25 protein-coding genes are annotated in these 26,124 nt (G+C 66.0%); 13 read left to right on the top strand and 12 right to left on the bottom strand.

The features are described 5' to 3' along the window. Positions 1-73 precede the first annotated feature (73 nt). Together QX126_RS13890 and QX126_RS13885 are read right to left on the bottom strand one after the other, a co-directional pair. The gene (locus tag QX126_RS13890) at positions 74-784 is read right to left on the bottom strand and encodes an SIMPL domain-containing protein (protein WP_315781677.1); all 711 of its coding nucleotides are present in this window, start codon (positions 782-784) and stop codon (positions 74-76) included. A 5-nt stretch (positions 785-789) separates the two neighbouring features. After that, positions 790-1,560, bottom strand: a complete 771-nt coding sequence (locus QX126_RS13885) for a GyrI-like domain-containing protein (RefSeq protein WP_315781673.1) — start codon at positions 1,558-1,560, stop codon at positions 790-792. Between the two features lie 170 nt (positions 1,561-1,730). Here QX126_RS13885 and dapF point away from each other — a divergent pair, with 170 nt between their 5' ends. Both dapF and mtaB read left to right on the top strand, forming a co-directional pair. Continuing rightward, a complete protein-coding gene (gene dapF, locus QX126_RS13880; RefSeq protein WP_315781670.1) occupies positions 1,731-2,597 on the top strand; it encodes a diaminopimelate epimerase in 867 nt (288 codons plus the stop codon). Next, positions 2,594-3,898, top strand: a complete 1,305-nt coding sequence (gene mtaB, locus QX126_RS13875; RefSeq protein ID WP_315781666.1) for a tRNA (N(6)-L-threonylcarbamoyladenosine(37)-C(2))-methylthiotransferase MtaB — start codon at positions 2,594-2,596, stop codon at positions 3,896-3,898. The genes dapF and mtaB overlap by 4 nt, the downstream gene beginning before the upstream one ends. 51 nt (positions 3,899-3,949) lie before the next feature. Here the strand turns inward: mtaB and QX126_RS13870 are convergent, their stop codons facing one another. Next, positions 3,950-4,846, bottom strand: a complete 897-nt coding sequence (locus tag QX126_RS13870) for an RNA pseudouridine synthase (RefSeq protein ID WP_315781663.1) — start codon at positions 4,844-4,846, stop codon at positions 3,950-3,952. A gap of 59 nt (positions 4,847-4,905) precedes the next feature. Between QX126_RS13870 and ftsY the strand changes: the two genes are divergently transcribed. After that, positions 4,906-5,853 carry a signal recognition particle-docking protein FtsY gene (gene ftsY / locus QX126_RS13865; protein WP_315757133.1) on the top strand — a complete coding sequence of 316 codons (948 nt, stop codon included), beginning with the start codon at positions 4,906-4,908 and terminating at the stop codon, positions 5,851-5,853. 119 nt (positions 5,854-5,972) lie between these two features. Then, complete coding sequence (locus QX126_RS13860; protein WP_315740693.1) at positions 5,973-6,575, top strand: septation protein A; 603 nt, start codon at positions 5,973-5,975, stop codon at positions 6,573-6,575. Between the two features lie 105 nt (positions 6,576-6,680). Here the strand turns inward: QX126_RS13860 and QX126_RS13855 are convergent, their stop codons facing one another. From QX126_RS13855 to ccmA, 5 genes are all read right to left on the bottom strand, one after another. Beyond that, a complete protein-coding gene (locus QX126_RS13855) occupies positions 6,681-7,271 on the bottom strand; it encodes a DsbE family thiol:disulfide interchange protein (RefSeq protein ID WP_315781660.1) in 591 nt (196 codons plus the stop codon). Next, positions 7,268-7,447, bottom strand: coding sequence for a heme exporter protein CcmD (gene ccmD / locus QX126_RS13850; protein WP_315740695.1), 180 nt, complete (start codon positions 7,445-7,447; stop codon positions 7,268-7,270). Before ccmD ends, QX126_RS13855 begins: the two co-directional genes overlap by 4 nt. A 1-nt stretch (position 7,448) precedes the next feature. Further along, positions 7,449-8,225, bottom strand: coding sequence for a heme ABC transporter permease (locus QX126_RS13845; protein WP_315781657.1), 777 nt, complete (start codon positions 8,223-8,225; stop codon positions 7,449-7,451). Positions 8,226-8,318: 93 nt separating this feature from the next. After that, positions 8,319-8,987, bottom strand: a complete 669-nt coding sequence (gene ccmB / locus QX126_RS13840) for a heme exporter protein CcmB (protein WP_315740697.1) — start codon at positions 8,985-8,987, stop codon at positions 8,319-8,321. Positions 8,988-9,309: 322 nt separating this feature from the next. Beyond that, positions 9,310-9,939 carry a heme ABC exporter ATP-binding protein CcmA gene (ccmA, locus tag QX126_RS13835; RefSeq protein WP_315781654.1) on the bottom strand — a complete coding sequence of 210 codons (630 nt, stop codon included), beginning with the start codon at positions 9,937-9,939 and terminating at the stop codon, positions 9,310-9,312. A 223-nt stretch (positions 9,940-10,162) separates the two neighbouring features. On the opposite strand from ccmA, the gene acnA reads away from it, so the two are divergent. The 3 genes from acnA to QX126_RS13820 all read left to right on the top strand — a co-directional run bounded on the left by acnA (position 10,163) and on the right by QX126_RS13820 (position 14,641). Continuing rightward, a complete protein-coding gene (acnA, locus tag QX126_RS13830) occupies positions 10,163-12,880 on the top strand; it encodes an aconitate hydratase AcnA (protein WP_315781651.1) in 2,718 nt (905 codons plus the stop codon). 188 nt (positions 12,881-13,068) lie between these two features. Then, positions 13,069-13,851 (top strand): DUF1223 domain-containing protein, encoded by a 783-nt coding sequence (locus QX126_RS13825; protein ID WP_315777347.1) that lies wholly within the window; start codon positions 13,069-13,071, stop codon positions 13,849-13,851. A 424-nt stretch (positions 13,852-14,275) separates the two neighbouring features. Next, positions 14,276-14,641 carry a DUF2794 domain-containing protein gene (locus QX126_RS13820; RefSeq protein WP_315757137.1) on the top strand — a complete coding sequence of 122 codons (366 nt, stop codon included), beginning with the start codon at positions 14,276-14,278 and terminating at the stop codon, positions 14,639-14,641. Positions 14,642-14,684: 43 nt separating this feature from the next. Here the strand turns inward: QX126_RS13820 and QX126_RS13815 are convergent, their stop codons facing one another. From QX126_RS13815 to QX126_RS13800, 4 genes are all read right to left on the bottom strand, one after another. Next, positions 14,685-15,212 carry a GNAT family N-acetyltransferase gene (locus tag QX126_RS13815; RefSeq protein ID WP_315740701.1) on the bottom strand — a complete coding sequence of 176 codons (528 nt, stop codon included), beginning with the start codon at positions 15,210-15,212 and terminating at the stop codon, positions 14,685-14,687. A gap of 152 nt (positions 15,213-15,364) precedes the next feature. Next, a complete protein-coding gene (locus QX126_RS13810) occupies positions 15,365-16,156 on the bottom strand; it encodes a Bax inhibitor-1/YccA family protein (RefSeq protein ID WP_315740702.1) in 792 nt (263 codons plus the stop codon). A gap of 264 nt (positions 16,157-16,420) precedes the next feature. Next, positions 16,421-18,991: an ABC transporter permease gene (locus QX126_RS13805; protein ID WP_315781648.1), complete on the bottom strand. Its 2,571-nt coding sequence runs from the start codon at positions 18,989-18,991 to the stop codon at positions 16,421-16,423. Then, positions 18,988-19,725 (bottom strand): ABC transporter ATP-binding protein, encoded by a 738-nt coding sequence (locus QX126_RS13800; protein ID WP_315757140.1) that lies wholly within the window; start codon positions 19,723-19,725, stop codon positions 18,988-18,990. Before QX126_RS13800 ends, QX126_RS13805 begins: the two co-directional genes overlap by 4 nt. A gap of 55 nt (positions 19,726-19,780) precedes the next feature. Here QX126_RS13800 and QX126_RS13795 point away from each other — a divergent pair, with 55 nt between their 5' ends. The 6 genes from QX126_RS13795 (at position 19,781) to sucD (ending at position 25,990) form a co-directional block, all read left to right on the top strand. Beyond that, positions 19,781-20,413: an arylesterase gene (locus QX126_RS13795; RefSeq protein ID WP_315781752.1), complete on the top strand. Its 633-nt coding sequence runs from the start codon at positions 19,781-19,783 to the stop codon at positions 20,411-20,413. A gap of 205 nt (positions 20,414-20,618) precedes the next feature. Beyond that, positions 20,619-21,158 carry an RNA 2',3'-cyclic phosphodiesterase gene (gene thpR, locus QX126_RS13790; RefSeq protein WP_315740705.1) on the top strand — a complete coding sequence of 180 codons (540 nt, stop codon included), beginning with the start codon at positions 20,619-20,621 and terminating at the stop codon, positions 21,156-21,158. 191 nt (positions 21,159-21,349) lie between these two features. Continuing rightward, entirely contained in the window at positions 21,350-22,531 is a 1,182-nt protein-coding gene (zapE, locus tag QX126_RS13785; protein WP_315757141.1) for a cell division protein ZapE, read from the top strand. 226 nt (positions 22,532-22,757) lie between these two features. After that, positions 22,758-23,726, top strand: a complete 969-nt coding sequence (gene mdh / locus QX126_RS13780) for a malate dehydrogenase (RefSeq protein WP_009031546.1) — start codon at positions 22,758-22,760, stop codon at positions 23,724-23,726. Positions 23,727-23,853: 127 nt separating this feature from the next. Further along, complete coding sequence (gene sucC, locus QX126_RS13775) at positions 23,854-25,050, top strand: ADP-forming succinate--CoA ligase subunit beta (protein WP_315781645.1); 1,197 nt, start codon at positions 23,854-23,856, stop codon at positions 25,048-25,050. A 55-nt stretch (positions 25,051-25,105) separates the two neighbouring features. After that, positions 25,106-25,990: a succinate--CoA ligase subunit alpha gene (sucD, locus tag QX126_RS13770; protein ID WP_172184319.1), complete on the top strand. Its 885-nt coding sequence runs from the start codon at positions 25,106-25,108 to the stop codon at positions 25,988-25,990. The last annotated feature ends 134 nt before the right edge of the window (positions 25,991-26,124 follow it).

Below are 26,124 nucleotides of genomic sequence, written 5' to 3'. Positions count from 1 at the left end.
ACGACACCGAGTCTGTCGTCGCGCTGTGGGTTCACGACCGCGCGTGAATGGGCCGCGCCGAAGGGAGTGCGCCTCACTGCCCCTGTTTGATCGCCCAGGTCACGCTAACCGTGATCGCCAGCGTCTCCTCGCCCTGTGCCACCGGCGTCGGCGTCGCGGCCATCGGTGCGGCGAAGGTCTTGGCGCGGAACACCGGCGCCGGAGCGCCGTCCTCGGAGATGCTGAGCGGCTGGCCCAGCGTCACGCCGGCGGCCTTGGCGTAGATCTCGGCCTTGCGGCGGGCGTCTGCGACGGCCTTCTCGCGTGCCTGGTCGAGCAGCTTGGACGGCTCGGCGACGCTGAAATAGATGTTGCCGACATCGTTGGCGCCGGCCGCGACCAGCGTGTCGATCACGCTGGCGACCTTGGCGACGTCGCGCACCTTGATGGTGACGCGATTGCTGGCGCGATAGCCGGTCACGGCCGGCTGGGCCGGCCGGTTCTGCGCATATTGCGGCTGCAGCGACAGCCGCGAGGTCTGATAGTCCTTGTCGGCGATCCCCGCCTGCTTGAGCGCCTGCAGCACCTTGGCCATAGCGGCGTTATTGGCCTCGGCCGCCTCGCGCGCGGTCTTGGCGTCGGACGCCACGCCGGCGTCGATCTGCGCCAGATCCGGCGGCGCCGACACGCTGGCTTCGCCGCTGACGGTGATCGCCGGCGTGTCCTGCCGGGCGATGTCATCCGCGAGGGCGGGCATTGCGAAGCTGGTCGCGAGCGCGACCGCAAGGATGGGTCTGATGATCATGGTGCTCACTTCAGCGGCACGTAGACGTTGATGACGAGCTTGTCTTCGGCCGTCTTCAAGGGGTCGGTCAGGTACTCCTCGATGAAGGTGTCCTTGGCCTCCAGCCGGCGCTCATCAAGGTGGTTGGTGATCGCCTCGTAGGTGTTGTCCATGTTGTCGTAGGAGCCGCGATGGACGAACTTCAGCGCCTTGCCCTCGGGCGACTGGCCGATGCTCATGCCCTTGCCGAGCGTCTTCGGCTCCTGCTCGATCGGCATCTCGGCCAGGAAGGTGAAGCCGGTGTCGTCGGTCGAGGTGTAGACGATCATGCCGTTGCCGGCGGGCTTGATGCCCTGCTTGTCCAGCGTGGCCGACAGCGTTTTGAAGGAGTCGATCAGCGTTTCGAACGCATTGTCCCAATTGGCGGTGCCCTTGACGAGGACAACCTTCTTCGCCTCGAGCTTGATCTCGTCGCCGAAGGCGTCGGCCGCCTGGGCTGGCGCCGCGGCCGGCGGCGACGTGGCCGGGGACTGGGCTGCGGTCGGAGATGACGACGGCGAGGGGCTTGCGCTGGCGGCCGGCGTCGGGCTGGTCGCGGGCGCCGGACTGGCCGACGCGGCAGGCGCAGGAGAGGCCGGCACCGCCGGGGCCGGTAGCGCGCTCGGGGCCGGTGCGGGCGTGGCTGAGGCCGCCGGAGCCGGCGAGGCCGACGGCGCCTGGGCCCGGGCGAACGTGCCGCCGAGCAGAAGCGCGACCGAGCTCACGGCCAGAACGAGGCGGAAAGTGCTGAGATTCATTCGACTATTCTCCAGTGGCCGTGCTGCTTTGCCCGGTTCGTGCCGGCGAATGAACCGGTCCTAACATGCTCGGCGGCGCGGCGTCCCATGACAGATGCGTCATGTCGCTCTGCAGGCTGGTCAATGCCGCGCCATTCGCCATATAAGGCGGACACAATTTGGATATTTTCATGAGCGCGCTGGCCAACCACAGCTTCGTCAAGATGAACGGGATCGGCAACGAGATCGTCGTGGTCGATCTGCGCGACGTGAAGCATGTCGTCACGCCGGACGAGGCGCGCGCGGTGGCGGCCCGCGTCCCCTACGACCAGCTGATGGTGCTGCAGCCGCCGCGGCTCGACGGCACCGAGGCCTTCATCCGCATCTACAACAATGATGGGTCGGAGTCCGGCGCCTGCGGCAACGGCATGCGCTGCGTGGTACGGCAGGTGTTCGGCAAGACCGGCCAGACCAGCGCGACGTTCGAGACCCGCGCCGGATTGTTGAACTGCTGGCAGGGGCCGGCGCCCGACCTCTACACCGTCGACATGGGCGTGCCGAAGTTCGGCTGGCAGGAGATTCCGCTCGCCGAGGAGTTCCGCGACACCCGCTACATCGAGCTGCAGATCGGGCCGATCAATGCCCCGATCCTGCATTCGCCCTCGGTCGTCAACATGGGCAACCCGCACGCGGTGTTCTGGGTCGACGACGTCAATGCCTATGATCTGGAGCGCTTCGGGCCGCTGCTGGAGAACCATCCGATTTTCCCGGAGCGTGCGAACATCACGCTCGCCCACATCGTCGATCGCGACCACATCACGATGCGCACCTGGGAGCGCGGCGCGGGGCTGACCAAGGCCTGCGGCTCGGCGGCCTGCGCGACCGCGGTCGCGGCTGCCAGGCTGAAGCGCGCCAACCGGATCGTGCAGATGACGCTGCCCGGCGGCGACCTCACGATCGAGTGGCGCGAGCGCGACGATCACGTGCTGATGACGGGCACCGCCGCATTCGAGTTCGAGGGGCGGTTCGAGCCGTCGATGTTCGCCAGCGTCGCATGAGCGTCGACGTCGTCACCTTCGGCTGCCGCCTGAACGCGTTCGAATCCGAGCTGATCGCGAAACATGCCGAGGCGGCCGGCGCCGATGACACCATCGTCATCAATAGCTGCGCCGTCACCAACGAGGCCGTGGCGCAGGCGCGCCAATCCATCCGCAAGCTGAAGCGCGAGCGCCCGGCGGCGCGCATCGTCGTGACCGGCTGCGCCGCGCAGACGCAGGCCACCATGTTCGCTTCCATGCCCGAGGTCGACCGCGTCATCGGCAATGACGACAAGCTGCAGCCCGACGCGTGGCGTGCGACGACACAGGCGCTGGCCGTGCCACGCTTCGGCATCGATGCGTCCGAGAAGGTCGCCGTCTCCGACATCATGGCGGTGACGGAGATGGCGCCGCATCTGGTCGATGGCTTCCAGCGCGGCCTGCCGCGTGTCTTCGTCCAGGTGCAGAACGGCTGCGACCATCGCTGCACGTTCTGCATCATCCCGTTCGGCCGCGGCAATTCGCGCTCGGTGCCGATGGGCGCCGTGGTCGATCAGGTGCGCGCGCTGAGCGAGGGCGGCCATGCCGAGATCGTGCTGACCGGAATCGACCTCACGAGCTATGGCGCGGATCTGCCGGGCGCACCCAAGCTCGGCCGGCTGGTGAAGCAGATCCTGCGCCACGTGCCCGAGCTGAAGCGCCTGCGCATCTCCTCGATCGATTCGATCGAGGCGGATGCCGACCTGCTCGATGCCCTCGCTGATGATGCGAGGCTGATGCCGCATTTGCATCTGTCGCTGCAGGCGGGTGACGATCTGATCCTGAAGCGCATGAAGCGGCGGCATGCGCGCGCCGATGCCATCGCATTCTGTGCTCAGGTGCGCCGGCTGCGGCCGGACATCGCGCTTGGCGCCGATCTGATCGCGGGCTTCCCGACCGAGACCGAGGAGATGTACGCGCGCTCGCTCGATCTCGTCGAGGAATGCGGGCTGACCTTCCTGCACGTCTTTCCCTATTCGCCGCGGCCGGGCACGCCGGCCGCGCGCATGCCGCAGGTGGATGGCGCCGTCATCCGCGAGCGGGCGCGGCGGCTGCGGGCTGCGGGCGACGCGGCGCTGCGGCGGCGGTTGGAGCAGGAGATCGGCTGCCTGTGCGAGGTGCTGATCGAGAGCGAGACGCAGGGCCGGACGGAGCATTATCTGCCGGTGGCCGTAGCGGGTCACACGATGGGCACCGTGCAGCGCCTCACGATGTCAGGTCATGATGGGGGCAGGCTGTTAGTCCCGCCCCCGCCGTCATCGCCCGGTTCAACCGGGCGATGACGGCGGTAGGTGTGGTGCGAGCCCAGGTCTCGCTTGCGCCTGATGGCGGGCTCACTCCCCGTTCCACCCGCACATCCTGAGTCGCTCATGCATGTGCACCGGCGCCGGCGCCACCACGTGTACCGGCGGCTTGTTTTTCGACAGCGGGATCGAAATCTCGCGCGCGTGCAGATGCAGCCGCGGCTCGCCGAAGCGCGGGCCGTTGCCGTAGATGTTGTCGCCGACGATCGGCCAGCCCGACGCAGCCGAATGCACGCGCAGTTGATGGGTGCGGCCGGTCACTGGTTCCATGGCGAGCCAGGTGAGCCGCGGACCGCGAGTGGAGTGCACTGACTCTACACCTGGCAGCTGCGCTCCCTCCCCCCTTGTGGGGGAGGGCTGGGGAGGGGGGTGGCTCCAAGCGACACTGCCCGTGGGGACCCCCACCCCCGACCCCTCCCCGCCGGCAGGCGGAGGCGGGTCGTTGCCACGAGTGGGAGGGGAGTTCAGGGATTGCCTGGCAGGCGAATACGACCGCCCCAGCACCCGCCATTTCGTCACCGCCGGCTGCCCTTGCGGATCCGGCTTCTGCCACCAGCCGCGCTCGGCGTTGAGCTTGCCGAGCGGCAAATCGATCACGCCCTCGTCAGCGTCAGGCCCGCCCTCGACCACCGCCCAATAGGTCTTCGAAATCTTGCTGTGCTTGAACAAAAGCCCGAGCGAGGCCGTTGCCTTGCGATGACGGCCGAGCACCAGACAGCCCGAGGTTTCCTTGTCGAGCCGATGCGCCAGCACCGGCGGGCGCGGCAGGCCGAAGCGCAGTGCGTCGAACGAGGCTTCGAGATTCGGTCCGCCCTTTGGTCCCTTGTGCACGGGAATGCCGGCCGGCTTGTCGATCACCAGCATCAGCCCGTCGCGATGAAGCACGCGGGCGAGCATCTCCTCGTCGCTGGGTTGGTTAATGTCCATGGAAACCGTAACGCGGGTGTGAGCTTTCGTTTGCGAATGGAAAGGGCTAACACCACGCCATGAACGATACCACCTCCGAAACACCCAAGCTGTCGTGGTGGCGGCGGCTGTCCGCGGGCCTGAAGCGCACCTCCGGCGCGCTCGGCACGGCCGTGGCCGATCTCGTCACCAAGCGCAAGCTCGACCGCGCGATGCTGGACGACATCGAGGACGTGCTGCTGCGCGCCGATCTCGGTACCCAGGTCGCTGCGCGGATTGCGGAGGCCGTCGGGACCGGCCGCTACGACAAGGCGATCAGCGCCGACGAGGTGAAGGCGGTGGTCGCGACCGAGGTCGAGAAGGTGCTGTCGCCGGTGGCGAAGCCGCTCGAGATCGCGCCGGGCCACAAGCCGTTCGTCATTCTCGTCGTCGGCGTCAACGGCTCCGGCAAGACGACCACCATCGGCAAGCTGGCCGCGAAATTTGCGTCCGAGGGCAGGCAGGTGATGCTGGCGGCGGGCGACACGTTCCGCGCCGCCGCCATCGAGCAGCTCAAGGTCTGGGGCGAGCGCACCAAGGCGCCGGTCATCGCCGGCGCGCAGGGCTCGGACTCGGCCAGCCTTGCGTTCACCGCCATCACCGCGGCCAAGGAGCAGGGCCGCGACATTCTGCTGATCGACACCGCCGGTCGTTTGCAGAACAAGGCCGAGCTGATGAACGAGCTCGAAAAGGTGGTGCGTGTCATTCGCAAGGTCGACGCGTCGGCGCCGCATGCGGTGCTGCTCGTGCTCGATGCGACGGTGGGACAAAATGCGCTGTCGCAGGTCGAGGCGTTTCATCGTACGGCAGGCGTCACCGGTCTCGTGATGACCAAGCTGGATGGCACGGCGCGCGGCGGCATCCTGGTGGCGCTGTCGGAGAAGTTCAAGCTGCCGGTGCACTTCATCGGCGTCGGCGAGGGGGTCGACGATCTCTCCCCGTTCGCCGCCAAGGATTTCGCGCGGGCGATTGCGGGAATCGAGGATTGACGTCACGGTGCGGCGCGCCTGCGAGCCTTTCCGCTCGTTGCGCGCCTCCTCCGCCACGAGACATCAGAGGCTACTGGATCATCCGCGGCCGCGGATGATGACAGCCAACGGGACATGGAATGGACAAGACCCAGCCGCATCCGCTGTTCAAGCTCGCGACCGAACTCGGTCCGCTGATCGTGTTCTTCGTGGTCAACGCCAAGTTCAATCTGTTCGCTGCGACCGGCGCGTTCATGGTGGCGATCATCGCGGCGCTGATCGCGTCCTATGTGGTGACGCGGCACGTGCCGCTGATGGCGCTGGTGACCGCCGTCGTCGTCATCGTGTTCGGCACGCTGACCCTGGTGCTGCACGACGAGACCTTCATCAAGGTCAAGCCGACCATCATCTACTGCCTGTTCGCGGCCGTGCTCGGCGGCGGTCTGCTGTTCAACCGCTCCTTCATCGCGATCATGTTCGATCAGATGTTCAACCTGACGGCCGTGGGCTGGCGCATCCTCACCTTCCGCTGGGCGCTGTTCTTCGCGGCGATGGCGGTGCTGAACGAGATCATCTGGCGCACGCAGAGCACCGATTTCTGGGTCGGCTTCAAGGCTTTCGGGGTCGTGCCGCTGACCATGATCTTCGCCATCGCCCAGATGCCGCTGATCAAGCGCTACCACCAGGACCCGGCGTCGCTCGAAGCCAGCGATGCGGCCGAGGGGGATGTGAGCAAGGGGTAGCTCCGCCGTGCCCTCTTTGCGAGGAGCGTAGCGACGAAGCAATCCAGGGCTGCGCGAGGACTCTGGATTGCTTCCCCGACCCGTTGGCTAGCAACGACGCCTGAACTACGATCCCGCCTTCAACGCCTTCTCGATCTCCGGCTTCAACACCGCATCGATGTTCTGCGCCGTGATCGGGCCGACCAGCTTGTAGACGATGGTGCCCTCGCGTCCGACCACGAAGGTCTCGGGCACGCCGTAGACGCCCCATTCGATGCCGGCGCGGCCATTGCCGTCGACGCCGACGACGTCATAGGGATTGCCGTGCCGGCCGAGGAAGCGGCGGGCGTTGTCGGCGCCATCCTTGTAATTGATGCCGATGATCTGAAAGCGCTTGTCGCGGCCGAGCTCGACCAGCAGCGGCGCCTCGTCGTGGCAGGGCACGCACCACGATGCCCAGACGTTGACGATGCTGACCTTGCCCTTGAGCGCCGCCGGATCGAGTCCGGGCACTGGGGTGCCGTCTCTGGCCAGTTCCGGCAGCGGCGGCAGCAGTGTGGCCGGCGCTGGACGGCCGATCAGCGCCGACGGAATGCTTGACGGATCGCCGTTGCCGAGGCGCGACCAGAACAGCGCCGCCAGCCCGAGGAACACCACGAGCGGCAGCAGCATGAGGAATGAGCGGCGCCGCGGCGCCGGCTCCGTCGGTTCGGTCATTGGATGTCCGTCGCGGCACGGCCGGAGCGCCGGCTGATGCCGCTGTCTTCAAGCGCCCGCAGCCGCGCTTTCTGGGTGCGGTAGTCGATGGCGATCCAGCCGATCAGCACCACCACGACCAGCGCCGCCGCAAGATAGGAGGTGGCGATGAAGGAGGTATAGGGGCCGAGGTCCATATCAAGCCGCTCCCGCGATCTGGCCTGCCGGATCGTCGGCTGGTGCGGTCGTTGTGTAGGCGCGCGCCTGCATCATCTGCAGGCTGCGCACACGACGACGCAGGATCTCGTTGCGCATCGCCGCGACATGCAGCGTCACGAACAGGAACGTGAACCCGATTGCCATCACCAGCAGCGGGATCAGGAATGATTTGTCGAGCGCCGGACCGCCCATCCGCATCACCGACGCGGGTTGATGCAGCGTGTTCCACCAGTCGACTGAGAACTTGATGATCGGCAGGTTGATGGCGCCAACCAGCGTCAGCACGGCGGCGGCACGGGCGGCGCGGGAGGGATCCTCGACCGCGCGCCACAGCGCCATCAGGCCGAGATACATCAGGAACAGGATCAGCACCGAGGTCAGCCGGGCATCCCACTCCCAATAGGTGCCCCACATCGGCCGGCCCCACAGCGAGCCGGTGAGCAGCGCGAGGAACGTGAAGCTGGCGCCGATCGGGGCGGCGGCCTTGGCGGCGACGTCGGCGAGCGGATGCCGCCATACCAGGGTGCCGAGCGAGGCGATGCTCATGACGCCCCAGACGAACATCGACAGCCACGCATTGGGCACGTGGATGAACATGATCTTGACGGTCGCGCCCTGCTGATAGTCGTCGGGCGCCAGCGCCGAGAGGTACAGGCCGGCAGCCAGCAGCGCGGTCGTGACCAGCGCCAGCCACGGCAGCAACCGTGCGGCGAGGCCGAGGAACCGGGTAGGATTGGCAAGGTCGATCAGCGACATGAGACCCTTGTTAAAGGCGGAAGCGGTTGCAGGCAATCAGCACGGCGCCACCAGGTAAGAGTTGATCATGGTCAAACCTCGGCGGGCGGTGGGTCAATCCAGCCCGTTCCGCAAGCTTGTCGCAGCGGCGAACGGGCCGATCACGAAACTCACCAGCGACAATGCGCACAGGATCGAGAATGGCGCCCCGAACGGCAGCGGACCGACGATGGCCGCCTGCGACGCCGCGACGCCGAAGATCAGCACCGGGATCGATAGTGGCAGCACCAAGACCGCCAGCAGCAGCCCGCCGCGGTGCATGGTCACCGCCAGCGCCGCACCGATCATACCGATGAAGGTCAGGGCAGGCGTGCCCGCCAATAGCGTCAGCGCGACGGCGCCGGTGGCGGTGGCGTCGAGATTGAGAAGCAGTCCGAGCACGGGCGTCGCGATCACCAGCGGCAGGCCGGCGGCGAGCCAGTGCGCCAGCGCCTTGGCAGCGCAGGCCAGCTCCAGCGGTGTCCGGCTCATCACGACCAGGTCGAGCGAGCCGTCCTCGTGGTCGGCGGTGAACAGCCGGTCCAGGGTGAGCAGGCTGGAGAGCAGGGCACCGAGCCAGAGGATGGCGGGGCCGAGCCGGGTCAGGAGCGCCAGATCCGGCCCGACCGCGAATGGCATCAGCACCACGACGGTGAGGAAGAACAGCACGCCGATCAGCGCGCCGCCGCCGATGCGCAGCGCGATCCGGATGTCGCGGCGGATGAGGGCACCGAGCGCGGTCATGCGGGGAGGGCCTTGGCTGATTGCTTGATGGCAGATGGTGAGCCACGCTCCCTCCACCCGCAAACTGCGCTCCCTCCCCTCTTGTGGGGGAGGGCTGGGGAGGGGGGTGGCTCCGGGTGACGCTGCCGTTGTGGACGCCCACCCCCGACCCCTCCCCGCAAGGGGGAGGGGGGCGCGCGCCGATGGGACGTTGGTTGGTGCGACCGAGTCTCGTCAAACAAGTTAGAGCGCGTCGTGGGGCACCCCCCTCCCTGACCCTCCCCCAGAAGGGGGGAGGGAACGGAGAGAGCGGTGGGTGGGACTGCGAAGAGGCGAGAGGGAATCATCGAGCCTCCCCGATCCGCAGCTCACGCGTGGCGATGCCGAGCGGTCCATGTGTCGCGGCCACGATCAGCCCGCCGCTAGCGAGATGCTCGCGCATCAGGCCGGCGAACATCGCCTGTCCGGCGATGTCGAGCGCGGCGGTCGGCTCGTCCAGCAGCCACAGCAGGCGCGGCACCGCCAGCAGGCGCGCCAGCGACAGGCGGCGGCGCTGGCCGGCGGAGAGATAGGCGGCGGGCAGGTCGATGGCGTGCGCGATGCCCACCGCCGCCAAACAGTCGGGGATCGGTCGCGTGACGCCGCCGCCGAGGAATTCGGCCCAGAAGGTCAGATTTTCGCGGACGCTGAGCGCCGGCTTCAGCGCGTCGCGGTGGCCGAGATAGTGCGCCTGCTCGGGCACCGTCAACTCGCCTTCGCCGCCCTCGATGGCGATGGAGCCGCCCGCCGGCAGCAGTAGGCCGGCAATCAGCCGCAGCAGTGATGTCTTGCCCGCACCATTGTGTCCGGTCACCGCCAGCGCCTCGCCTGCGACCGCTTCGAACGCAAGTCCTGCGAACACCTCGCGGCCGCCGCGCACGCATCTGACGTCGCGGCCGAACAGTTTCGGCGACTGTGTTGGAGAAAGCTGCATGGCCCGTCGTGACAGCCCTTACGAAATTGATGGCTAGCGCGTGAGAATTTGTGGGTGATGCCACGTCGCGGCTTGCTTGTGGCTGTGGCGGCGCAGTTAGAAAGCTTCTATAAGCCCGACCTTGATGCAGCACACAATCGCCCGCTGCAAGCCATCCGGCGCCTCGCGCTGACGGTTCTTAAATACCCCCTCCGGGTATACAGATCAATTGGGATTTCCACGCATGACCTCGCTCGACAGCTTCAAGTGTCGCAAGACCCTCAAGGTCGGAACGAAGAGCTACATTTACTACAGCTTGCCCACAGCCGAGAAGAACGGTCTCAAGGACATCTCCAAGCTGCCCTATTCGATGAAGGTGCTGCTCGAGAATCTGCTGCGCAACGAGGACGGCCGCACCGTCACCAAGGACGACATTGTCGCGGTGTCGAAATGGCTGCGCAAGAAGTCGCTGGAGCACGAGATCGCCTTCCGTCCGGCGCGCGTGCTGATGCAGGATTTCACCGGCGTGCCTGCGGTGGTCGATCTCGCAGCGATGCGCAACGCGATGCAGAAGCTCGGCGGCGATGCCGAGAAGATCAACCCGCTGGTGCCGGTCGATCTCGTCATCGACCACTCGGTGATCGTGAACTACTTCGGTGACAACAAGGCGTTCGGCAAGAACGTCGCCGAGGAGTACAAGCAGAACCAGGAGCGCTACGAATTCCTGAAGTGGGGCCAGAAGGCGTTCTCGAACTTCTCCGTCGTGCCGCCCGGCACCGGCATCTGCCACCAGGTCAACCTCGAATACCTGGCGCAGACCGTCTGGACCAAGAAGGAGAAGATGACCGTCGGCCGCACCAAGGGCACCTTCGAGGTCGCCTATCCGGATTCGCTGGTCGGCACCGATTCGCACACCACGATGGTCAACGGTCTGGCCGTGCTCGGCTGGGGCGTCGGCGGCATCGAGGCTGAGGCCTGCATGCTCGGCCAGCCGCTGTCGATGCTGCTGCCCGACGTCGTCGGCTTCAAGCTGACCGGCGCGTTGAAGGAAGGTGTGACCGCGACCGACCTGGTGCTGACTGTCACCCAGATGCTGCGCAAGCTCGGCGTGGTCGGCAAGTTCGTCGAGTTCTTCGGCCCCGGCCTCGACCATCTCTCGGTCGCCGACAAGTCGACCATCGCCAACATGGCCCCCGAGTATGGCGCGACCTGCGGCTTCTTCCCGGTCGACGCCGCCACCATCGACTATCTCAAGACCTCGGGCCGCAAGGGCCCGCGCGTCGCGCTGGTCGAGGCCTATGCCAAGGCGCAGGGCCTGTTCCGCACCGCCAAGTCGGCGGACCCGGTGTTCACGCAGACACTGACCCTCGATCTCGCCGACGTCGTGCCGTCGATGGCTGGTCCGAAGCGTCCCGAGGGCCGCATCGCCCTGCCGGCGGTGGCCGAGGGCTTCGCCACCGCGCTGGCCGGCGAGTACAAGAAGAGCGATGCCGCGCAGCGCTTCACCGTTGAGGGCAAGGACTTCGACATCGGCCATGGCGATGTCGTCATCGCCGCCATCACCTCCTGCACCAACACCTCGAACCCGAGCGTGCTGATCGGCGCCGGCCTCTTGGCCCGCAACGCCGCCGCCAAGGGCCTCAAGGCCAAGCCGTGGGTGAAGACCTCGCTCGCCCCGGGCAGCCAGGTGGTCGCCGAGTACCTGGCTAACTCCGGCCTGCAGAAGGACCTCGACAAGGTCGGCTTCAACCTGGTCGGTTTCGGCTGCACCACCTGCATCGGCAATTCAGGTCCGCTGCCGGAGGAGATCTCGAAGTCGATCAACGACAACGGCGTCGTCGCGGCGGCCGTGCTGTCGGGCAACCGCAACTTCGAAGGCCGCGTCTCGCCGGACGTGCAGGCCAACTACCTGGCCTCGCCGCCGCTGGTCGTGGCCTACGCGCTGGCCGGCACCGTGACCAAGGATCTTTCGGTCGAGCCGATCGGCATCGGCAAGGACAAGAAGCCGGTCTACCTGAAAGACATCTGGCCGACGACCAAGGAGGTCAACGACTTCGTCAAGAAATTCGTCAAGGCGTCGATCTTCAAGAAGCGCTACGCCGACGTGTTCAAGGGCGACACCAACTGGCGCAAGATCAAGACGGTCGAGAGCGAGACCTATCGCTGGAACATGTCGTCGACCTACGTGCAGAACCCGCCGTATTTCGACGGCATGAAGAAGGAGCCCGAGCCGATCAAGGACATCGTCGAGGCCCGCGTGCTGGCGCTGTTTGGCGACAAGATCACGACCGACCACATCTCGCCGGCCGGTTCGATCAAGCTGACCTCGCCCGCCGGTAAATTCCTCAGCGAGCACCAGGTCCGCCCGGCCGACTTCAACCAGTACGGCACGCGCCGCGGCAACCACGAGATCATGATGCGCGGCACCTTCGCCAACATCCGCATCAAGAACTTCATGCTCAAAGGTGCCGACGGCAACATTCCGGAAGGCGGCCTGACCAAGCACTGGCCCGACGGCGAGCAGATGTCGATCTACGACGCCGCGATGAAGTACCAGGAAGAGGGCGTGCCGCTGGTGGTGTTCGCCGGCGCCGAATACGGCAACGGCTCGTCGCGCGACTGGGCTGCGAAAGGTACCCGGCTGCTCGGCGTCCGCGCCGTGATCTGCCAGAGCTTCGAGCGCATCCATCGTTCGAACCTGGTCGGCATGGGTGTGCTCCCGCTCACCTTCCAGGAAGGCACGTCCTGGTCCTCGCTCGGCCTGAAGGGCGACGAGAAGGTCACCATCAAGGGCCTGCAGGGCGACCTGAAGCCGCGTCAAACCCTGACCGCCGAGATCGTGTCGGCCGACGGGGCGGCGCAGCAGGTGCCGCTGCTCTGCCGGATCGATACGCTGGACGAGCTGGACTACTATCGCAACGGCGGCATCCTGCACTACGTGCTGCGCAAGCTTGCTGCTTAACCAAAGCGCGACGCGACAGTTTGGCTCACTCTGAAGTGAGTAGCGGGTGATGAAGGAGGCGGCCTATGACAAAGGCCGCCTCCTTTTCGTTTGCAATCTATTAACTACGAGGGCGGCTTCGCAGATCATTGACGCGGCAGGGCGCAGCGGACCATGTTCCAGACAGGACAGTGACGATGAGTGGACAGATGTCGTGGTGGTCGCGCGCGGCGCTGAGTGTCTGTGCGGTCATCGCTTTCGTCCGGCCGGCCGCGTCCGATCCGCGTGCGGTGATCGAACTCTTCACGTCCCAGGGCTGTTCATCCTGCCCGCCGGCCGACAAGATCCTCGGCGAGCTCGCCAGAGATCCCTCGGTCATCGCGCTGTCCCTGCCGATCGACTACTGGGACTACCTGGGCTGGAAGGACACGCTGGCCGACTCCCGCTTCACGGCCCGGCAGCGGGCCTATTCCAGGGCGCGTGGCGATCGCGAAGTCTATACGCCGCAGGCGGTGGTCAACGGCTCCGTGCATGTGATCGGCAGCGACCGCGAGGCGATCGAAGGCGCCATCGAGGAGACTGTCCAGGGTGGCAGCGTGATGTCGGTGCCGGTGAGGCTGTCGGTCGACGGCCAGGACCTCACTGTCTCCGTGGCCGCGGCCAACGACCAGATGCCGCGCAAGCACGGCGAGGTCTGGGTCTGCTCGATCTCGCGGGTGGTCCCGATCTCGGTCGGCCGCGGCGAGAACAGCGGCCGTGATCTGACCTATTACAACGTCGTTCGCGGTCTTCAGAAGCTGGGTGACTGGAATGGTTCGCCGGTCAGATGGAGCGTGCCGCTGGAGAAGATCGCCCGCGAGGGCGTCGATGGCACCGTCGTCTATGTGCAGGACGGCAGTCGCGACCGCCCCGGCGCGATGCTCGGGGCCGCCTTTTCCGAGTTGCCATTGGTCGGACGGGCTTCAGCAACGGCGCGTGCTCCCGAGCGCTGATCTTCGGTCGTCCTGATCTTCGTTTCCCTTGACCTGCGGTAAGGCGCGTCACGTCCATAGGACGGAGGCGCGCCATAACATGTTCCGTGCAGCTCACGCCAAAGAAGCAAAAGGACCAACTTGCGTTGGCCCTTTGCCTTACTTGTGAATGGACCCGATCCTGACGACCCCGGGGGGCTGGGGGCTGAGGAATCCGGAACCGAAAGGACCGGGCCAACGCACATGAATCTTATGCCTAAGGTCGGGGGCGGTCGGTGGGCGGAAAGACGGCGCGATTATGATTCTGCTAACGATCCCGTGACGCTTGCGTGTTCGCGGAGTTCGCGCGGTTGGCATGCACGGCCGAACTTCAACAATGAAAACGGCCCCTTGCGGCCTCCGGCGGTTGGCGCGATCATGTCACACAGATGACAGGAGGACGCTCATGAACCTCACTCCGGAGGATGCCGACCCCAGCGAGAACCGCGCGGCGGCGCGCAACGCGGCCGCAGCGCCCAACCGGGTGACGTTCGATCGCCTCGAGCTGAATCGTATCCTCAACCTCTACGGCCGCATGGTCGCCGACGGTGAGTGGCGCGACTATTCGATCGACTTCCTGCGTGACCGGGCCGTCTTCTCCGTGTTTCGCCGGGCGTCCGAGGTGCCGATCTACCGCATCGAGAAGGACCCGCGGCTGGCGCGCAAGCAGGGCATGTACAGCGTGATCTCGGCCACCGGCCTGATCCTGCGCCGCGGTCATGAGCTCGAGCGCGTGCTGCTGGTGATCGCGCCGAAGCCGGCGCTGGTCTGATCCCACGCGCTCCGGCTGATCATGACATTCCGACTGGCGTTGCTTACGCCGGGACGTCGCTGCTCCCGGCCCCGAGCGGGCGCTGCATCATCACAGTATCGAGCCAGCGGCCGAATTTCAGGCCGACGCTCGGGTGGGTGCCGATCATCTGGAAGCCGCAGGCGGTATGCAGCCGGACCGAGCCGGCATTGGCGGAGTCGCCGATGACGGCGATCATCTGGCGAAAGCCTCCCTCCTCACAGGCGTCGATCAGCCGCCGCATCAGTCGCATTCCGATGCCACGACGCTGGCTGGCGGGGGCGAGATAGATCGAGTTCTCCACCGTGAAGCGATAGGCCGGGCGAGGCCGGTAAGGCCCCGCATAGGCATAGCCAACCACCTCTCCGTCCAGCAGGGCGGCGAAATAGGGAAAGCCGTCGTCGGTGAGCGCCCGGAAGCGGCGCGTCATTTCCGTCAGATCCGGAGGGTCGAGCTCGAAGGTGGCCGTGCCCTCGCGGACGGCCTGGCCGTAGATGGCGGTGATGGTGGGAAGGTCGGCCTCCCGGGTGGGCCGGATCTCAATGTCGGACATGGTGGAAACATACCAAAGCGGACGCGGCGATCAATCCGGCCTCGCGGCATGGCTGCCGTCGCGCCCGCGCCGCGGTCGCAATTGGCTTGCGCAAACGAAAAGCCCCGGCGGTGAGGCCGGGGCTTCGAAGGTCGCTCGTGTGAGCCGCTGGCTCAGTCGCGCTGTCCGAGCAGCTGCAGCAGCAGCGTGAACAGGTTGATGAAGTTCAGGTACAGCGACAGGGCGCCGGTGATCGCTGCGCGCTCGGCAATGTCGCCGCCCGCGGAAGCGTAGCCGTAGATGTACTCGTTCTTCAGACGCTGCGTGTCCCAGGCGGTCAGGCCGGCGAACACGAACACGCCGATCACCGAGACGATGAACTGCAGCATCGAGCTCGCCAGGAACAGGTTCACGAGGCTCGCCAGCACGATGCCGACCAGGCCCATGAACAGGAACGAGCCCATGCCCGTCATGTCACGCTTGGTCGTGTAGCCGTACAGGCTGAGCGCGCCGAACGTCGCCGCGGTGATGAAGAACACCCGCACGATCGAGGTGTGGGTGTACACCAGGAAGATCGACGACAGCGAGATGCCCATCAAGGCCGAGAACACCCAGAACAGGATCTGCGCGGTCGACGGCGCCAGGCGGTTGATGCCGGCCGAGATCGCGAACACCATGACCAGTGGGGCCAGGATGAACAGCCACTTCAGCGGGCTCACGAACATCGCGTAGCCGAACTGCGTCAGGTACGCGTTGCCGAACTTGAATACGCCAGCAGCCGGATCGCCGGTCACCGACGCCATGTAGACGCCCAGCGCCGCGAGGCCGGTGATGGCCAGGCCGATGCTCATGTAATTGTAGATGCGCAGCATGTAGGCGCGCAGACCGGCGTCGACGGTCGCGGCATCGGCGCGCCCGGCCACCCGGCCAAAGGGTGAAGCATAATTGCGGTCTAGGTCCGACATGGTCGATTCCCGTTGGTTGCCCGGCAGTCCGGTCCTGGCAGGACCTTTAGCCGGTTCTCGAAAAACCCTATCTCATACCCACTGCCACAGATATTAAATTTGCGTCATCGGCAAAATCGCCATCTTTTGGCAGGTCTCTGAGCCCATTCCCTAGATGGGAAACTAGCATATCCGCCGCAAGCTTCCACGCGCGGCCGAATGTCGCTCCGCGCGCGTCCCAGCCGTATAAATCGCGTTAACCGTGCGGCATGAGCGCGCAAGCCGCTAGAGATTCCGAAGGACCGTCGCCGGCTTCTGGTTGAGCGCAAGCAGGGTGCCGGCCAGACCGAGGCCGACCGTCACGATCAGCGCGGTCAGGACGACCAGCGCGGCGCTGCCCGCCTGCCAGGCGAAGCTCAAGGTCATCAGCCGGGTCACGATCAGCCACGCGGCGACCGACCCCGCGACGACGCCGAAGGCGGCGGTGGCGAAGCCGATCATCAGATATTCCAGCGCGTAGGCGCCGAGCAGCCGCAGCCTGGTGGCGCCCAGCGTCTTCAGGATCACGGCATCGTAGACCCGGTGGCGGTGGCCGGCGGCCAGCGCGCCGCCCAGCACCAGGATGGCCGAGATCAGCGTCACCGCGCTGGCGCCGCGGATGGCGAGCGCAAGGTTGGAGACGACCGAGCCGACCGTCTCCATCACCTCGCGGACCCGCACGCTGGTCACCATCGGGAAGGCGTCGGCCACCTTGCGGATGACGCGCGCATCCTCGACGGCATCGGAGCGCGCCTCGGTCAGGGTGGCGACATGGGTGTGGGGCGCGCCCTTGAAGGCATTCGGGGAGAACACCAGCACGAAATTGATGCCGAGCCCCTGCCAGTCGATGGTGCGCATGTTGCCGATCCGCGCCGTGATGTCGCGTCCGAGCACGTTGACCACGATGTCGTCGCCGAGCTTGAGGCCGAGACCGTCGGCGATCCGCTTCTCGATCGAAACCAGCGGCGGGCCGCCGTAGTTCTCGCCCCACCACGCGCCCTCGACGACCTTGGATCCCTTGGGAATCTCGGCGGTATAGGTCAGGCCGCGGTCGCTCTGCAGCACCCATTCGGTGTCCGTCGTCGCCTTGAGGTCCTCGGCGCGCACGCCGCGGGCGGAGACGATGCGCCCGCGCAGCATCGGCACGTCTTCGACTGCCGATTGAGGGGCGAGGTCCTTGAGGAAGCCGCGGAAGCGGTCGGCCTCGCCCGAGGGGACGTCGATGAAGAAAAACGACGGCGCCTGCTCCGGCAGCTGTGCCAGGAACTGGCGTCGCAGATTGCCGTCGATCTGGGTGATGGTGACCAGCACGGCGAGCCCCAGCCCGAGCGACAGCACTACGGACGGTGTCAGCGCGCCTGGGCGATAGATATTGCTGACCGCCAGCCGCAGCATCGGGAAGCGGCTGCGCGGCAGGGCGCGCGCAATCGCCATCACCGCGGCGGCAATGCCGCGCAACAGCACGAACACCAGCGCGGCGGCCGCGACGAACACCGCGGCGATGCGCTTGTCGTAGGACAGGCCGATCACCACCGCGATCAGCAGCACGACCGTGCCCGCGATCAGCACCAGATAGCTCCAGCGCGGCCGGTGCCATTCGGCGATGACCGCCTCGCGGAACAACGCCGCCACCGGCACGTCACGCACGCGCCCGAGCGGCCACAGACCGAACGCGAGTGCGGTGAGCAGGCCATAGACGAAGGACAGCGCCAGCTCGTCCGGATGAATAGCCGGGATCACGGGCAGCGGCAGGATGTTGCCGAACAGTCCGACGATGGCAAACGGCAGGGCCGCGCCGGTGCAGAGTCCGATGATCGAACCAATCGTGGCGAGCACCATCACCTGCACGAGGTAGATGCCGAACACGTCGCGGCTGGTGGCGCCGAGCGCCTTGAACGCCGCGATCACCTCGGTGCGGCGGTCGACATGGCTCTTGACCGCATTGGCGACGCCGACGCCGCCGACCAGCAGGGCGGCGAGACCGACCAGGGTCAGGAACTGGGTGAAGCGGCCGATGGTCCGCTCCAGTTGCGGCGAGGCGTTGCTGCGGCTGCGGATCTCCCATCCGGCCGACGGCAGCGTCAGGCGGGTATCGGCGATGAAGGACGCCGCGGCGTGATCGTCCTTGGCATTGTCGGGCAGCCGGACCCGGTAGGTCCAGCGCACGAGACTGCCCGGCTGCAGCAGCGGCGTCGCCCGCAGACCCGCCTCGCTGACCAGGAAGCGCGGCCCGAGGCCGATGCCGCCGGACAATTTGTCGGGCTCGGCCTGCAGCGCGCTGCGAATCTGGAAGCGGACCGTGTCGATCGTGACGATGTCGCCGACCTTCAGGTCGAGCCGGGCCAGCAGCGCCGGATCGGCTGCAGCTCCGTAGACGCCGTCGCGCTCGGCCAGGATGTCGGCCATCGGCAGATCGGGCTGGAGCTCGGCGTTGCCGAGCAGCGGATAGGCGTTGTCGACGGCCTTCAGCTCGACCAGGGCCAGCTTGGCGTCGCTGGAGCGCACCATCGCGCGCAGGGTTGCCGCCAGCGACAGCTGTCCACGCGAGCGCAGGAAGTCGATCTCCTCCGGCTTGGCCTCGCGCTGAAACAGCGAAAAGGCAACGTCGCCGCCGAGCAGCGTGCGTCCTTCGCGAACCAGGCCGTCATTGAGGCTCGCGGCCACCGAGCCGACGCCAGCGATGGCGAGGACGCCGAGCGCGATGCAGGCGATGAAGACATAGAAGCCGCGCAAGCCGCCGCGCAGCTCGCGCAACGCGTAACGAACGGGCAGGAGGGCGATCCGGCCGCTCGCGACCGGTTCTGACATGGCGCTCATGCGTCAGCCGGCTCGCGGGCGTCGCTCTCGCTTTCGATCCGCCCCGAGCGCAGCCGCACGACGCGGTCGCACCGGTGCGCGAGGCTGCTGTCGTGGGTCACCAGCACCAAGGTCATGCCGCGCTCGGCGTGCTTGGTGAACAACAGATCGACGATCTGCCGTCCGGTGGTCTCGTCGAGATTGCCGGTCGGCTCGTCGGCCACGAGAATTGCAGGATCGGGAGCGAGGGCGCGGGCCAGCGCCACGCGCTGCTGCTCGCCACCCGACAGCTGGGTCGGATAGTGATGCAGCCGGTGGCCCAGCCCGACCGAGTCGAGCTCGCGGGCCGCGCGCTCGGCGGCGCCGGCGTGGCCGGCCAGCTCGAGCGGCACCGCGACGTTCTCCAGCGCCGTCATGGTCGGGATCAAATGAAAGGACTGGAAGACAATGCCGACCTGGCGGCCGCGGAACCGGGCCAGGGCGTCCTCGTCCAAGACATTGAAAGCGGTCCCGTTGACCACCACCTCACCGCTGTCAGGACGTTCCAACCCCGCCATCACCATCAGCAATGTGGACTTGCCAGAGCCCGACGGTCCGATCAGACCGATCGTCTCGCCCTGTCCGACCCGCAGGCTGACGTCCTTGAGGATATGGACCCGCGCCGCGCCGGTGCCGAGCGAGAGGTTGACGTTCGAGATGGTAATGGTGTCCGGCGCGAGGCCGGCCAAACGCGAGGTTTCGATGAGACTGTCCATGGCTCGGTCATATGGCAACTCCGCAAGCCGGGTCGAGAGGCGCGGACACATCTTCGTGCACATACTCGTGTTGATGCTCGCCTTGATGACAGTCGGGTCCGCGTTCGCCGCTGCCGAGGCCGTCAAGCCGATCAAGCTGGTCGTTCTCGGCGATTCCTTGAGCGCGGGACTCGGCCTGTCCGCTTCAGATGCGTTTCCAGCCAAGCTGCAGAAGGCCTTGCAGGCCCAGGGGCTGCCGATCGACCTCACCAACGCCGGCGTATCCGGGGACACCTCGTCCGGCGGCCGCGACCGGCTCGACTGGTCGGTGCCGGAGGGGACCGAAGCGGTCGTCGTCGAACTCGGCGCCAATGACGCGCTGCGCGGCATCGATCCCGCCGTGACGCGCAAGGCTTTGAGCGAGATCGTGACCCGGCTGAAAGCCAGGGGCATCGCCGTCATGCTCTGCGGCATGCTGGCGCCGCCGAACTACGGCAGCGACTATGCCGCGAAATTCAACGCGATCTATCCCGAGCTCGCCAAGGAATTCGGCGTGCCGCTGTATCCGTTCTTGCTCGACGGTGTCGCCGCCGACCCCAAGCTGAACCAGGCGGACGGCATTCACCCCACCGCAGCGGGCGTCGACATCATCGTGTCCAGGCTGTTGCCTACGGCGGAAGCATTCCTGCGTCCGCTTCGTGGGCAATAACGGAACGAAGCCCTGCGCCGACAATTTGCGATAGCCTTAAGGGCCGGGTTTTCCGCAGCTTTTACCGGCGTTAACCCACCTTCCGTCGCGGAGTCATATAAGTTCGGTAGGAATTATGCATTGGCGATTCGTCGTCGATCATTTCTCGAAGGCATGATCTCGTCAATTTTCGAGATCAGCCTCCAGCATCGGGAGTCCTGAAACGATGCCGCGTCTGTTTACTGGACTGGAAATCCCGGCCGAGGTTGGCCACACGCTTTCCGGTTTGCGGGGTGGCCTCCCCGGCGCCCGCTGGATCGATCCCGAAAATTACCATGTGACGTTGCGTTTCATCGGTGACATCGACGGCGCCTCCGCCAACGAGATCGCCTCGATGCTGTGGCGGGTGAACCGCAAGCCGTTCGAAGTGACGGTGCAAGGTCTCTCCAGCTTCGGCGGCCGCAAGCCGCGTGCCGTCGTTGCCAACATCGCGCCGAGCCGGCCGCTGATCGAGCTGCAGGCCGAGCTGGAGCGGCTCATGCAGCGGATCGGGCTCGATCCCGAGGGACGCAAATTCGTGCCGCACGTCACGCTGGCGCGGCTGCACGATGCATCGAGCCAGGACGTCGCCGACTATCTCTCCGTCCGCGGCTATTTCCCGAGCCGCGTGTTCATGGCCGAGCGCTTCGTGCTGTTTTCGTCGCGTGCCTCGACCGGCGGCGGGCCCTATGTGGTCGAGGACGCCTACGATCTCTCCCCGGGATGAGGTCTGCAGCGCGGTCGTTCAAGCCAGCCGTTCGCAGAGGCCAAGAGCGAAGACGAGCGTCGTTAGCCCCGGGCTAACGATCACGGCGGCGTTTGCGTGCCATATACCAAGACATCACGGCTCCGACGCATGGCGGCTTCCACCATTTGCGGATTGCATTTTACGTAAGTCTCGTGACCTAGAGTGGACTCATGCTGTCCACTCCCTCAGACGCGTTCCGCGCGCAATATCAGTCTTTGGTCGATACTGGTGCGATCGAGCCCGACCCCGCCCAGGCCGAGGTCGCCGACGCGCTGGCGGCGCTGGAGCGCCGGCTCTCCACCTACAAGCCCTCGCGCAAGCAGGGCTTGTTCGGTCGCCTTTTTGCCGACAAGAGCGAGCCGCCGAATGGCCTCTATGTCCATGGCGAGGTCGGCCGCGGCAAGACCATGCTGATGGACCTGTTCTTCCAGAACTGTCCGGTTGAGCTCAAGCGCCGCGCGCATTTCCACGAATTCATGGCCGAGGTGCATGAGCGCATCTACGGCTACCGCCAGAACATCGCGCGCGGCGAGCTCGCCGATGCCGATGTGATCGGGCTCACGGCGCAGGCGATCTTCGACCAGGCCTGGCTGCTCTGTTTCGACGAATTCCATGTCACCGACATCGCCGACGCGATGATCCTGGGCCGTCTGTTCGCCAGGCTGTTCGAGCTCGGCACGGTGGTGGTGGCGACCTCCAACGTCGCGCCTGAAGACCTCTACAAAGGCGGCCTCAACCGCTCGCTGTTCCTGCCTTTCATCAAGCAGATCGCCGACCACATGGACGTGATGCGGCTGGACGCGCGCACCGATTTCCGGCTGGAGAAGCTGGCCGGCGTGAAGATGTGGCTGGTGCCGGCCGATGTCGACGCGCGGGCGGCGCTCGACAAGGCCTGGGCGCGGCTCACGGGGCATGCCAAGTGCAAGCCGCGCGACATGACGATCAAGGGGCGCATCCTGCATGTCCCGTGCTCCGCCAACGGCGTCGCCCGCTTCGGCTTTGCCGATCTGTGCGGAAAGCCGCTGGCAGCCTCGGACTATCTGCGGCTCGCGCACGACTATCATACGATCCTGATCGATCATGTTCCGGTCATGGATCTGGCCGAGCGCAATGCCGCCAAGCGCTTCATCACCCTGATCGATACGCTCTACGACAACGCCGTGAAGCTGATCGCCTCCGCCGAGGCTGACCCGGTTTCGCTCTACATCGCGACCGAGGGCGTGGAGGCCATGGAGTTCAAGCGGACCACCTCGCGCCTGATCGAGATGGGCTCGGACTCCTATCTGGCCCTGCCGCACGGGCGGAAGGACTCGGCGGCATCTGGGACTTCCACGGGGTTGGTCGAAACCTGACAACCACCGGAGCTTTGGCGAGCGCCTGCCGCCGGGCACACAGCCGCGAAAAGGCCACGTCAATCATGCTGAAAGGATCATCAGCGCCCGTCGCCCGGTCCTGATCGAAATCAAGGCACGCCCGCCAATTGGCCATAGCGTGACTTGAACGGCCCGGGCGAAAGGGATAACCACCACTCGACTTTTCAACCTCCCTCACTCCTTCGGGTTCAAAGGAAAATTTGCCATGGCGCGCGACAAGATTGCTTTGATTGGCTCCGGTCAGATCGGCGGAACGCTGGCTCACCTCGTTGGCCTCAAGGAGCTCGGCGACGTCGTGATGTTCGACATTGCCGAAGGCGTCCCGCAGGGCAAGGCGCTCGACATCGCCCAGTCGTCGCCGGTCGACGGCTTCGACGCGCACTACACCGGCGCCAACTCCTATGAGGCGCTCGACAACGCCAAGGTGTGTATCGTTACCGCCGGCGTGCCGCGCAAGCCCGGCATGAGCCGCGACGATCTGCTGTCGATCAACCTCAAGGTGATGGAGCAGGTCGGCGCCGGCATCAAGAAGTACGCCCCGGACGCCTTCGTCATCTGCATCACCAACCCGCTCGACGCGATGGTCTGGGCGCTGCAGAAGGCCTCCGGTCTCCCGGCCAAGAAGGTCGTCGGCATGGCCGGCGTGCTCGACTCGGCGCGTTTCCGCTACTTCCTGGCCGATGAGTTCAACGTCTCGGTCGAGGACGTCACCGCCTTCGTGCTCGGCGGTCATGGCGACACCATGGTGCCGCTGACCAAGTACTCGACCGTTGCCGGCATTCCGCTGCCCGACCTGGTCAAGATGGGCTGGACGTCGCAGGCCCGCATCGACGAGATCGTCGACCGCACCCGCAACGGCGGCGCCGAGATCGTCAACCTGCTGAAGACCGGCTCGGCCTATTACGCGCCGGCGGCGTCGGCGATCGCGATGGCCGAGAGCTACCTGCGCGACAAGAAGCGCGTGCTGCCCTGCGCCGCGCATCTCAACGGCGAGTTCGGCGTCAAGGACATGTATGTCGGCGTGCCCGTCGTGATCGGCTCCAAGGGTGTCGAGCGCATCGTCGAGATCGAGCTCGCGGGCAAGGACCGCGAGGCGTTCGACAAGTCGGTCGCCGCCGTGCAGGGCCTCGTCGACGCCTGCAAGAAGATCGCGCCCGACCTGCTCGGCCGCTGATCAGGGGTCATTCACGGGGCGTAATCTCGCCCACATCGAGTTGCAGGATGTTTGGTATATGGTATACCAGACATCCTAACAACAATTCTGGTCGTCACCCCATCGCGGGTTCGGGGAGCAAGCGCTTATGAACATTCACGAATATCAGGCCAAGGCACTGCTGCACGAGTTCGGCGTGCCGATTTCCAAGGGCGTGCCAGTTCTCCGTCCGGAGGACGCGGATGCGGCGGCGAAGACGCTCGGCGGCCCGGTCTGGGTCGTGAAGAGCCAGATCCACGCCGGTGGCCGTGGCAAGGGCAAGTTCAAGGAGGCCTCGGCCGGCGACAAGGGCGGCGTCCGCCTCGCCAAGTCGATCGACGAGGTCAACACTTTCGCCAAGCAGATGCTGGGCGCGACGCTGGTGACGGTGCAGACCGGCCCCGACGGCAAGCAGGTCAACCGCCTCTACATCGAGGACGGCTCGGATATCGACAAGGAGTTCTATCTGTCACTGCTGGTCGACCGCGAGACCTCGAAGGTCGCCTTCGTCGTGTCGACCGAAGGCGGCGTGAACATCGAGGACGTGGCGCACAGCACGCCTGAGAAGATCATCACCTTCTCGGTCGACCCGGCCACCGGCGTCATGCCGCATCACGGCCGTGCCGTCGCCAAGGCGCTGAAGCTCTCCGGCGATCTCGCCAAGCAGGCCGAGAAGCTCACCACCCAGCTCTACAATGCGTTCGTCGCCAAGGACATGGCGATGCTCGAGATCAACCCGCTGGTCGTCACCAAGCAGGGCCAGCTCCGCGTGCTCGATGCCAAGGTGTCGTTCGACTCCAACGCGCTGTTCAAGCATCCCGAGGTCGTCGCGCTGCGCGACGAGACCGAGGAGGACGCCAAGGAGATCGAGGCCTCGAAGTACGACCTCAACTACGTCGCGCTCGACGGCACCATCGGCTGCATGGTCAACGGCGCCGGCCTTGCCATGGCGACGATGGACATCATCAAGCTCTACGGCATGGAGCCCGCCAACTTCCTCGACGTCGGCGGCGGCGCCAGCAAGGAGAAGGTCGCGGCGGCGTTCAAGATCATCACCGCCGACCCGAACGTGAAGGGCATCCTGGTCAACATCTTCGGCGGCATCATGAAGTGCGATGTCATCGCCGAAGGCGTGGTGGCCGCGGTCAAGGAAGTGGGTCTGAAGGTGCCGCTGGTGGTGCGCCTCGAAGGCACCAATGTCGATCTCGGCAAGAAGATCATCAGCGAGTCCGGTCTGAACGTGCTGCCCGCCGACAATCTCGACGACGCCGCGCAGAAGATCGTCAAGGCCGTCAAGGGAGGCTGAGCGCCGCTTCTGGCGCTCGCTTCGTCCTCACCGCAACGCTTTTAGAGAAAGCACGATGTCCATCCTCATCGACAAGAACACCAAGGTCATCTGCCAGGGCTTCACTGGCAAGAACGGCACCTTCCACTCCGAGGCGGCGATCGCCTACGGCACCAAGATGGTCGGCGGTACCTCGCCGGGCAAAGGCGGCTCGACCCATCTCGGCCTGCCGGTGTTCGACACCGTCAAGGAGGCCCGCGAGGCCACCGGCGCCGACGCCTCGGTGATCTACGTGCCGCCGCCCGGCGCAGCAGATGCGATCTGCGAAGCCATCGACGCCGAGGTCCCGCTGATCGTCTGCATCACCGAAGGCATCCCGGTGCTCGACATGGTCCGGGTGAAGCGCTCGCTGCAGGGTTCCAAGTCGCGCCTGATCGGACCGAACTGCCCGGGCGTCATGACCGCCGGCGAGTGCAAGATCGGCATCATGCCGGCCAACATCTTCAAGCCGGGTTCGGTCGGCATCGTATCGCGTTCGGGCACGCTGACCTACGAGGCGGTGTTCCAGACCACGTCGGAAGGTCTCGGCCAGACCACCGCGGTCGGCATCGGCGGCGACCCGGTCAAGGGCACCGAGTTCATCGACATGCTGGAGATGTTCCTGGCTGACCCGAAGACGACCTCGATCATCATGATCGGTGAGATCGGCGGCTCGGCCGAGGAGGACGCGGCGCAGTTCATCAAGGACGAAGCCAAGCGCGGCCGCAAGAAACCGATGGTGGGATTCATTGCCGGTGTCACCGCCCCTCCCGGCCGTCGCATGGGTCATGCCGGCGCGATCATCTCGGGCGGCAAGGGCGATGCCGGCTCGAAGACGGCCGCGATGGAAGCTGCTGGTATTACAGTGTCTCCGTCGCCCGCACGGCTCGGCAAGACGCTTGTCGAAAAGTTGAAATCCTGATTCAGGACTTAGTGCTTTTCGGCGCGAATATTTACAATAAATAAGGTAGACGGTCCTAACCGGAGCCTGATCCGCTTTGTCAGCGGGTCAGGCATTGCGCCGTTTTGATTGGGCGCATCGAAATTACCAGGACG

Source organism: Bradyrhizobium sp. SZCCHNPS1003 (assembly GCF_032381555.1).
Taxonomy (GTDB): Bacteria; Pseudomonadota; Alphaproteobacteria; order Rhizobiales; family Xanthobacteraceae; genus Bradyrhizobium.
Note: the sequence above shows the minus strand (reverse complement) of the source record. Positions and strands in the feature narration are given on the sequence as shown.

What these genes read in the sequence shown, in the direction of transcription:
- QX126_RS13855 (WP_315781660.1), bottom strand. Translation starts at nt 7,271, where the DNA reads ATGACCGAACCGACGGAGCCGGCGCCGCGGCGCCGCTCATTCCTCATG.
- QX126_RS13805 (WP_315781648.1), bottom strand. Translation starts at nt 18,991, where the DNA reads ATGAGCGCCATGTCAGAACCGGTCGCGAGCGGCCGGATCGCCCTCCTG.
- QX126_RS13860 (WP_315740693.1), top strand. Translation starts at nt 5,973, where the DNA reads ATGGACAAGACCCAGCCGCATCCGCTGTTCAAGCTCGCGACCGAACTC.
- sucD (WP_172184319.1), top strand. Translation starts at nt 25,106, where the DNA reads ATGTCCATCCTCATCGACAAGAACACCAAGGTCATCTGCCAGGGCTTC.
- sucC (WP_315781645.1), top strand. Translation starts at nt 23,854, where the DNA reads ATGAACATTCACGAATATCAGGCCAAGGCACTGCTGCACGAGTTCGGC.
- QX126_RS13810 (WP_315740702.1), bottom strand. Translation starts at nt 16,156, where the DNA reads ATGTCGGACCTAGACCGCAATTATGCTTCACCCTTTGGCCGGGTGGCC.
- QX126_RS13845 (WP_315781657.1), bottom strand. Translation starts at nt 8,225, where the DNA reads ATGTCGCTGATCGACCTTGCCAATCCTACCCGGTTCCTCGGCCTCGCC.
- QX126_RS13800 (WP_315757140.1), bottom strand. Translation starts at nt 19,725, where the DNA reads ATGGACAGTCTCATCGAAACCTCGCGTTTGGCCGGCCTCGCGCCGGAC.
- acnA (WP_315781651.1), top strand. Translation starts at nt 10,163, where the DNA reads ATGACCTCGCTCGACAGCTTCAAGTGTCGCAAGACCCTCAAGGTCGGA.
- QX126_RS13890 (WP_315781677.1), bottom strand. Translation starts at nt 784, where the DNA reads ATGATCATCAGACCCATCCTTGCGGTCGCGCTCGCGACCAGCTTCGCA.
- QX126_RS13870 (WP_315781663.1), bottom strand. Translation starts at nt 4,846, where the DNA reads ATGGACATTAACCAACCCAGCGACGAGGAGATGCTCGCCCGCGTGCTT.
- zapE (WP_315757141.1), top strand. Translation starts at nt 21,350, where the DNA reads ATGCTGTCCACTCCCTCAGACGCGTTCCGCGCGCAATATCAGTCTTTG.
- ccmA (WP_315781654.1), bottom strand. Translation starts at nt 9,939, where the DNA reads ATGCAGCTTTCTCCAACACAGTCGCCGAAACTGTTCGGCCGCGACGTC.
- QX126_RS13820 (WP_315757137.1), top strand. Translation starts at nt 14,276, where the DNA reads ATGAACCTCACTCCGGAGGATGCCGACCCCAGCGAGAACCGCGCGGCG.
- mdh (WP_009031546.1), top strand. Translation starts at nt 22,758, where the DNA reads ATGGCGCGCGACAAGATTGCTTTGATTGGCTCCGGTCAGATCGGCGGA.
- QX126_RS13815 (WP_315740701.1), bottom strand. Translation starts at nt 15,212, where the DNA reads ATGTCCGACATTGAGATCCGGCCCACCCGGGAGGCCGACCTTCCCACC.
- dapF (WP_315781670.1), top strand. Translation starts at nt 1,731, where the DNA reads ATGAGCGCGCTGGCCAACCACAGCTTCGTCAAGATGAACGGGATCGGC.
- ccmD (WP_315740695.1), bottom strand. Translation starts at nt 7,447, where the DNA reads ATGGACCTCGGCCCCTATACCTCCTTCATCGCCACCTCCTATCTTGCG.
- ccmB (WP_315740697.1), bottom strand. Translation starts at nt 8,987, where the DNA reads ATGACCGCGCTCGGTGCCCTCATCCGCCGCGACATCCGGATCGCGCTG.
- ftsY (WP_315757133.1), top strand. Translation starts at nt 4,906, where the DNA reads ATGAACGATACCACCTCCGAAACACCCAAGCTGTCGTGGTGGCGGCGG.
- QX126_RS13825 (WP_315777347.1), top strand. Translation starts at nt 13,069, where the DNA reads ATGTCGTGGTGGTCGCGCGCGGCGCTGAGTGTCTGTGCGGTCATCGCT.
- thpR (WP_315740705.1), top strand. Translation starts at nt 20,619, where the DNA reads ATGCCGCGTCTGTTTACTGGACTGGAAATCCCGGCCGAGGTTGGCCAC.
- mtaB (WP_315781666.1), top strand. Translation starts at nt 2,594, where the DNA reads ATGAGCGTCGACGTCGTCACCTTCGGCTGCCGCCTGAACGCGTTCGAA.
- QX126_RS13885 (WP_315781673.1), bottom strand. Translation starts at nt 1,560, where the DNA reads ATGAATCTCAGCACTTTCCGCCTCGTTCTGGCCGTGAGCTCGGTCGCG.